Source organism: Providencia sp. PROV129, from assembly GCF_028482245.1.
GTDB lineage: Bacteria > Pseudomonadota > Gammaproteobacteria > Enterobacterales > Enterobacteriaceae > Providencia > Providencia vermicola.
This window is the reverse complement of the sequence record NZ_JAMPQD010000051.1, coordinates 1-2963: the sequence shown is the minus strand read 5'-3', so window position 1 is coordinate 2963 and position 2963 is coordinate 1. Positions and strand designations below refer to the sequence as shown.

Here is a 2963-nt window from a genome sequence, read left to right as displayed (position 1 = left end):
ATTCGAAAACTATCTCGTCTCTCTAAAACACCTTCGGTGTTGTCAGGTTAAGCCTCACGGTTCATTAGTATTGGTTAGCTCAACGTATCGCTACGCTTACACACCCAACCTATCAACGTCTTAGTCTTAAACGTTCCTTTAGGACCCTTAAAGGGTCAGGGAAGACTCATCTCAAGGCAAGTTTCCCGCTTAGATGCTTTCAGCGGTTATCTTTTCCGCACTTAGCTACCGGGCAATGCCATTGGCATGACAACCCGAACACCAGTGGTGCGTCCACTCCGGTCCTCTCGTACTAGGAGCAGCCCCTTTCAATCTTCCAACGCCCACGGCAGATAGGGACCGAACTGTCTCACGACGTTCTAAACCCAGCTCGCGTACCACTTTAAACGGCGAACAGCCGTACCCTTGGGACCTACTTCAGCCCCAGGATGTGATGAGCCGACATCGAGGTGCCAAACACCGCCGTCGATATGAACTCTTGGGCGGTATCAGCCTGTTATCCCCGGAGTACCTTTTATCCGTTGAGCGATGGCCCTTCCATTCAGAACCACCGGATCACTAAGACCTACTTTCGTACCTGCTCGAGCCGTCACTCTCGCAGTCAAGCTGGCTTATGCCTTTGCACTAACCGCATGATGTCCGACCATGCTTAGCCAACCTTCGTGCTCCTCCGTTACTCTTTGGGAGGAGACCGCCCCAGTCAAACTACCCACCAGACACTGTCCGCACCCCGGATAACGGGGCAACGTTAGAACATCAAACATTAAAGGGTGGTATTTCAAGGTTGGCTCCACGCAGACTGGCGTCCACGCTTCAAAGCCTCCCACCTATCCTACACATCAAGGCTCAATGTTCAGTGTCAAGCTATAGTAAAGGTTCACGGGGTCTTTCCGTCTTGCCGCGGGTACACTGCATCTTCACAGCGAGTTCAATTTCACTGAGTCTCGGGTGGAGACAGCCTGGCCATCATTACGCCATTCGTGCAGGTCGGAACTTACCCGACAAGGAATTTCGCTACCTTAGGACCGTTATAGTTACGGCCGCCGTTTACTGGGGCTTCGATCAAGAGCTTCTCCTTACGGATAACCCCATCAATTAACCTTCCAGCACCGGGCAGGCGTCACACCGTATACGTCCACTTTCGTGTTTGCACAGTGCTGTGTTTTTAATAAACAGTTGCAGCCAGCTGGTATCTGCGACTGGCTTCAGCTCCATGGGTAAACCACTTCACCTAATGCCAGCGTGCCTTCTCCCGAAGTTACGGCACCATTTTGCCTAGTTCCTTCACCCGAGTTCTCTCAAGCGCCTGAGTATTCTCTACCTGACCACCTGTGTCGGTTTGGGGTACGATTAATGATAATCTAGAGCTTAGAGGCTTTTCCTGGAAGCGGGGTATGAGCTACTTCGCCACCGTAGTGACTCGTCATCAGACCTCAGCATATAGTGAACCGGATTTGCCTAATTCACCTGCCTACATCCTTAAACCGGGACAACCGTCGCCCGGCCAGCCTAACCTTCTCCGTCCCCCCATCGCAATTATCACCAGTACGGGAATATTAACCCGTTTCCCATCGACTACGCATTTCTGCCTCGCCTTAGGGGTCGACTCACCCTGCCCCGATTAACGTTGGACAGGAACCCTTGGTCTTCCGGCGTGCGGGTTTTTCACCCGCATTATCGTTACTTATGTCAGCATTCGCACTTCTGATACCTCCAGCATACCTCACAGTACACCTTCACAGGCTTACAGAACGCTCCCCTACCCAACAACATCTAAATGTCGCTGCCGCAGCTTCGGTGCATAGTTTAGCCCCGTTACATCTTCCGCGCAGGCCGACTCGACCAGTGAGCTATTACGCTTTCTTTAAATGATGGCTGCTTCTAAGCCAACATCCTGGCTGTCTGAGCCTTCCCACTTCGTTTCCCACTTAACTATGACTTTGGGACCTTAGCTGGCGGTCTGGGTTGTTTCCCTCTTCACGACGAACGTTAGCACCCGCCGTGTGTCTCCCGTGATAACATTCTTCGGTATTCGTAGTTTGCATCGAGTTGGTAAGTCGGGATGACCCCCTAGTCGAAACAGTGCTCTACCCCCGAAGATGAGTTCACGAGGCGCTACCTAAATAGCTTTCGGGGAGAACCAGCTATCTCCCGGTTTGATTGGCCTTTCACCCCCAGCCACAAGTCATCCGCTAATTTTTCAACATTAGTCGGTTCGGTCCTCCAGTTAGTGTTACCCAACCTTCAACCTGCCCATGGCTAGATCACCGGGTTTCGGGTCTATACCCTGCAACTCATTCGCCCAGTTAAGACTCGGTTTCCCTACGGCTCCCCTATACGGTTAACCTTGCTACAGAATATAAGTCGCTGACCCATTATACAAAAGGTACGCAGTCACACCCTAAAGGGTGCTCCCACTGCTTGTACGTACACGGTTTCAGGTTCTATTTCACTCCCCTCGCCGGGGTTCTTTTCGCCTTTCCCTCACGGTACTGGTTCACTATCGGTCAATCAGGAGTATTTAGCCTTGGAGGATGGTCCCCCCATATTCAGACAGGATAACACGTGTCCCGCCCTACTCGTCGAGTTCACAACACTAACACCTTCGGATACGGGGCTATCACCCTTTACTGCCAGCCTTTCCAGACTGTTCTCCTGATGCTAATGCTGATTAAGACTCTGGGCTGCTCCCCGTTCGCTCGCCGCTACTAGGGGAATCTCGGTTGATTTCTTTTCCTCGAGGTACTGAGATGTTTCAGTTCCCTCGGTTCGCCTCGTTTGACTATGTATTCATCAAACGATAGTGCAACGAATTGCACTGGGTTTCCCCATTCGGATATCGTCGGTTATAACGGTTCATATCACCTTACCGACGCTTTTCGCAGATTAGCACGTCCTTCATCGCCTCTGATTGCCTAGGCATCCACCGTGTACGCTTAGTCGCTTAACCTCACAACCCGAAA

The 2963-nt window shown here is 51.6% G+C and carries 1 rRNA gene; it reads right to left on the bottom strand.

The annotated features are described in order from the left end of the window. Window positions 1-43: 43 nt before the first annotated feature. Window positions 44-2950, bottom strand: a 23S ribosomal RNA gene (locus tag PSF27_RS20695). Window positions 2951-2963 lie beyond the last annotated feature (13 nt).